The following is a 4,473-nucleotide window of genomic DNA, read 5'->3' as shown; positions in this document are numbered from 1 at the left end:
TCATCACGTGGACCCGCGAAACGCTGGATGCAGAGATCTCGGCGCTGCTTGGTGGTTATGGCGACAAGTTTCAAATCAATTTTTCGTGATTACTTATCTGAAATCAAGAAGCAGTTGGCCGCGATGGGGGAGCGACCGGAGTACAGAAGCTCGCTGAATGGTAACGGTCAAGAAGTGCCAGATACTGGAGAAACGCTGAGAGCCAATAGTGAGAAGCTGAACCGCTTGTTGACGGAGCGTCGTTATGCGGAAAGCTACGGCCCCGACTGGCGCGACCTGCGCATAAGCAAGCTAGGCTGGACGGTACCCGAATATGAGCGGCAGGTGGTGACGAAGTATCAGAGTCTGGTGGAGAGTGGTTATAAAGAAGCTTTGTTCTCTTGGGATAATGGGGAATTATCTGGGTTGAATAAAAATCAGGCGATAGGGTCGAGTATGGATGGTTATGCTCGAGTAGGCTTGAAAGAATGGGCAAAAATTAATGAGATATCCGAGGGACGTTTGAGTTCGCTGTTGCAGGTTAACCGACGGCAGTATTATTTGGATGGCAGTCGAAACTATTCGATACCCAACGTGGTGGTGGGGCGTGGTAGCTTGATTCTGGATGCTAGTATGACGGACAAGACTTTTACTGGTACGCCGCAGGTTCGCAATTTTCTGGAGAATAGTCCGCATATGTATGGCCGTAGTTTTATTGTGCAGCCCATGGCGATTGGTGGCAGTTATGAGGTGCGGGATTATCGCTCAAATTATCGACTTACGGTGCCGGCTTTTGAGGGGGCTCAACTGCCGGGGCGTTATGGCTATAAAGGAAGGGGAAGTAAATGACACAGGATATGCATCCAAAAATGAGTTTGCGTGAGCAGAAATTAGAGCATTTGTCGTGGGTTTCGGGTAAGTTTATTGTGCTTGTGTTGTGTTACCCGGATAGGTTTAATGAAGATACTGGCCCTTATGAGCAGGTTCTATCTCGCTTGTTTGAAGAGTGGGGGGGGGTTCGCACGTTGCTGAAACAGGATGGAGACAAGGCGGCTGCTGTAGAGGTGGAGATTCGCAGGGCTTTGAGCTTAATGGAGAGTGGGCAGCGTAAAGAGGGTAAGTGGCTTTTGCAGGATATCGAGAAGGAATTGCCCAAGCTAGCCAAGCTGAAGTAATGGTGACTTGTCCGAGGTTTGGAGCAGAGTGCCGACAAGGCGCGAAAAATAGGGGGCAGACCACGTTCCAAACAGTGGGGCTCGATTTGGTAATGCTTTGTCCAATGACTACAGAGCAACTTTCTTTGATGCCAATCCTGATCTTCAGGGGCAGGTTATTGTTCACCATGCGGTTGAGCAACAAGTTCTGACACGTTACCCAGGTGTCGTAACTGAGGCTGAAATGCATTCGCTGGAAAATTTGCGTGGAATTCCGAAGGAATTGAATTCTGACTTGCATCTAAGTCAAATTCGTCGTGAATGGAATCAATTCTATCGCCAAAATCCTAACCCTACGAAAGATCAGCTATTGCAGAAAGCAACTGAGATTGATGGGAGGTTGGGTAGTCAATTTAATCCGCCTGTAGGGCCGTAACTTATGAAATATTTTTATATTGAACCAGAGGTCGCAGGTGAGCTTGGTGAGAATACTGTTCTTGATTCAAGAGTTCATCCACCTAAAGTAGATCGGCTGCATTATAAATTCAGTGGCTGGCTAGGTGATGTGCTGGTTGAGAGCTTTCCGTGCGTAATTTCAACTGAGGAAGCTGCTAGATCCCTGCAAGCAATATCAGCAAGTGGAGTGCAGTACTGCGATGTACAAGTATCAATGTCGCCAGAGTTTTTGGAACTGTATCCAGATAAGTCTTTGCCAGCGTTTATTTGGTTAAAAATTACAGGCACGCCTGGGGTGGATGACTTTGGCATGGCAAGTGATCTTCGTTTGGTTGCATCAGAAAAAGTTATAGAGTCCCTTCGGGCTCTTGGGCTTGAAAATGCAATTATTGAGCCATTTGTCTAGTCACGGCAGTATAGTGCAATCGTAGGGCGCGACACCTGGCTCCCAGTCTCTCCATGTGTGAGCTTAGCCGCCGGGCATCGCGCCTCAATCGCTAAAACATAGGCCGGCATCCCAAACGGATGCCGGCCTTATTTTTGTTGGCAATACCAAAATCCCCTCAGCATAACCGCCCCGATTCCGTCGATAGCAACGCAGTAGCAAGCCGGCCGTTTCCCATCAATGGCTTGCGCGGAATCTGCTGCCTCGGAGTAGTAGGTCACTCTTCCGCGCTGAAATAATTCCACCCTCAATCAACAACTTGCCGCGCACCGGGAGGTGCGTAGGGTGTAGGCCCAGATTTAAGGGCTTGACCCGTTGAATTCGCCCATGCAGAAAGCATTTGCATCGCCAATCTGCCGTTAAAAAGCGTCCCATTCTGCCGGATCGGGCTGGGCCCGATTCGCCGCCGGGCAGGTTAACGAATGGATAACAGCCGGTGAGCAAGTGGCGAACAAATGGGGAACCGCTGGATAACATCCGGATAACAAAAGGTGAACCATGTGCCCGGCGCGCTGACGGCGCACCCTAGACCATACCTCGATGGGATGGGCGGCAAATTCGCTGCCAAATGGCTGACGCGGCCATCGACAAAACCATCCACGAAACCATCGACGAAACCATCGACGAAACCATCGACGAAACCATCGACGAAACCCTTGACGGTTTCGCCGCAAACTGCGGGACAGGATGCCAATTGTACGGACAATTGGGGTGACTCAGGGCGCAGCCCCGAGACCCGAACGCGTCATGCAAGCGGAGGGTGGGAGAGGATAGGGTTTATAGCAGCTAAAACCACCCCCGCCCCCAGCGGTCTAGCCGGTGGGGGAAAGGGGCGGCGTCGCGGCGCGTCAGGGTTTCGCTTTAGCCGCCGGGAGGCGGCTGTCCCAACGGCGGGCCGAATGTTGCAGCACCATGCTGGACAGCACGGCGCGCACGGTCTGCTTCTCTTCCTCGCTGAAGTCGTTGACGGCTTCGAACAACAGGGCCAGGTCCTCGCCGGGTCCGCGTTCGCCTTCGCCGAAGACCAGGTCATCCAGCCGCACATGCAAAGCTTTGGCCAGGCGGATCAGGGCTTCTAGGGTCGGTTGCGCCGTCCCCGCCTCGTAGCGGCGGATCTGGTTGACGTGCAGCGCGGCGGCGCTGGCCAGCCCCTGCTGGGTCAGGCCAAGCGCTTTGCGCAGCTGGATCAGTCGGGTGGGGAAGTGCATGGGCAGAAACCACAGTGTATCGAGTCTCATACTGTATCCCCCGTTCTGGCATCCGTTTGACAAAGCAACAGTATAAGGTATTAAAATAAAACATCAAACGAGTCTTGACGATATTGGGGAGGAAACCAGGTGGCGCGCATCCCGGAAACGGACATCGAGCGGCTGAAGGCCGAAGTGTCGCTGCTGCGGCTGATCGAAGCGTCGGGACGGACGCTGAACAAGCAGGGCAAGGACTACGCCTGCCGCTGCCCCTTCCATGCAGACGCGACGCCCAGCCTGATCGTCACGCCGGCGAAGAACCTGTTCCACTGCTTCGGCTGCGGCGCGGCGGGCGGGCCGATCGACTGGGTGATGCGGACCCAGGGCGTGAGCTTCCGCCAGGCGGCGGAACAGCTGCGGGCCGAGCTGGGTGTCAGCGCGCCGCCGCCGCGGCTGGCCGCTTCTCCCTTAGCCGCCGAGCCGCCCGCCGCGGAGCGGCAAACGCTGCTGCGGCGGGTGCTGGACTACTACCACGACACGCTGAAGCAAAGTCCGGAAGCGCAGGCCTATCTGGACAAGCGCGGCCTGCGCCACCCGGAACTGATCGAGCGCTTCCGCCTGGGCTACGCCAACCGCACGCTGGGCTACAGCCTGCCGGCCAAGCCAGTGAAAGCCGGGGCGGAGATCCGCAGCCAACTGCAAGCCATCGGCCTGCTGCGCGAATCGGGACACGAACACTTCAACGGCGCGCTGGTGGTGCCGGTGATCGGGCTGGACGGCGTGGTGCATGAAGTGTACGGCCGCAAGATCCGCGACGACCTGCGCGCGGGCACCGCCTACCACCTGTACCTGCCGGGGCCGCATGCCGGGGTGTGGAACGAAGCCGGCCTGGCCGCCAGCGGCGGCGAAGTGATCCTGTGCGAAGCGCTGCTCGACGCCATGACCTTCTGGGTGCATGGCTTGCGCAACGTCACCGCCAGCTATGGCGTGAACGGCTTCACCGCCGCCCACCTGGACGCCTTCCGCCGGCACGGCGTGCGGCGGGTGCTGATCGCCTACGACCGCGACGCGGCCGGCAACCAGGCGGCGGCAATGCTGGCCGAACAGCTGATGGCCGAGGGGATCGACTGCTTCCGCATCCTGTTCCCCAAAGACAGGCGCTGTTGCACAAATCCTGAACAGGGCGAGGCCCCCCCTTTCCCCAAATGGATTTAGACCACCGCCACCGTGCACGGACGGCCCAGCATGCTGA

Annotated in this window: 7 protein-coding genes; 6 read left to right on the top strand and 1 reads right to left on the bottom strand. The window is 56.3% G+C overall.

Annotated features, from left to right (window positions below):
- The 5 genes from C2I19_RS19515 to C2I19_RS22115 form a co-directional block, all read left to right on the top strand.
- Positions 1-828 (top strand): hypothetical protein (locus C2I19_RS19515; protein WP_233201288.1); only part of this gene is annotated, 828 nt, incomplete at its 5' end.
- Positions 825-1,154, top strand: a complete 330-nt coding sequence (locus C2I19_RS19510; protein WP_103904281.1) for a hypothetical protein — start codon at positions 825-827, stop codon at positions 1,152-1,154. The genes C2I19_RS19515 and C2I19_RS19510, both read left to right, overlap by 4 nt.
- Before the next feature lie 97 nt (positions 1,155-1,251).
- Positions 1,252-1,569, top strand: a complete 318-nt coding sequence (locus C2I19_RS21850) for a hypothetical protein (protein WP_146056881.1) — start codon at positions 1,252-1,254, stop codon at positions 1,567-1,569.
- Positions 1,570-1,572: 3 nt separating this feature from the next.
- A complete protein-coding gene (locus C2I19_RS19500; RefSeq protein WP_103904279.1) occupies positions 1,573-1,995 on the top strand; it encodes a hypothetical protein in 423 nt (140 codons plus the stop codon).
- A 607-nt stretch (positions 1,996-2,602) separates the two neighbouring features.
- Positions 2,603-2,749 carry a hypothetical protein gene (locus C2I19_RS22115; RefSeq protein ID WP_158253769.1) on the top strand — a complete coding sequence of 49 codons (147 nt, stop codon included), beginning with the start codon at positions 2,603-2,605 and terminating at the stop codon, positions 2,747-2,749.
- A gap of 133 nt (positions 2,750-2,882) precedes the next feature.
- Here the strand turns inward: C2I19_RS22115 and C2I19_RS19495 are convergent, their stop codons facing one another.
- On the bottom strand, positions 2,883-3,272 hold the full coding sequence (locus tag C2I19_RS19495; RefSeq protein ID WP_199181285.1) for a helix-turn-helix domain-containing protein: 390 nt from the start codon (positions 3,270-3,272) through the stop codon (positions 2,883-2,885).
- 99 nt (positions 3,273-3,371) lie between these two features.
- On the opposite strand from C2I19_RS19495, the gene C2I19_RS19490 reads away from it, so the two are divergent.
- A complete protein-coding gene (locus C2I19_RS19490; protein ID WP_103904277.1) occupies positions 3,372-4,436 on the top strand; it encodes a CHC2 zinc finger domain-containing protein in 1,065 nt (354 codons plus the stop codon).
- Positions 4,437-4,473: the final 37 nt, after the last annotated feature.

It is taken from the genome of Chromobacterium alticapitis (genome assembly GCF_002924365.1).
GTDB lineage: Bacteria > Pseudomonadota > Gammaproteobacteria > Burkholderiales > Chromobacteriaceae > Chromobacterium > Chromobacterium alticapitis.
The sequence above is the reverse complement of the archived record's forward strand: the minus strand, read 5'-3'. Positions and strand labels throughout refer to the sequence as shown.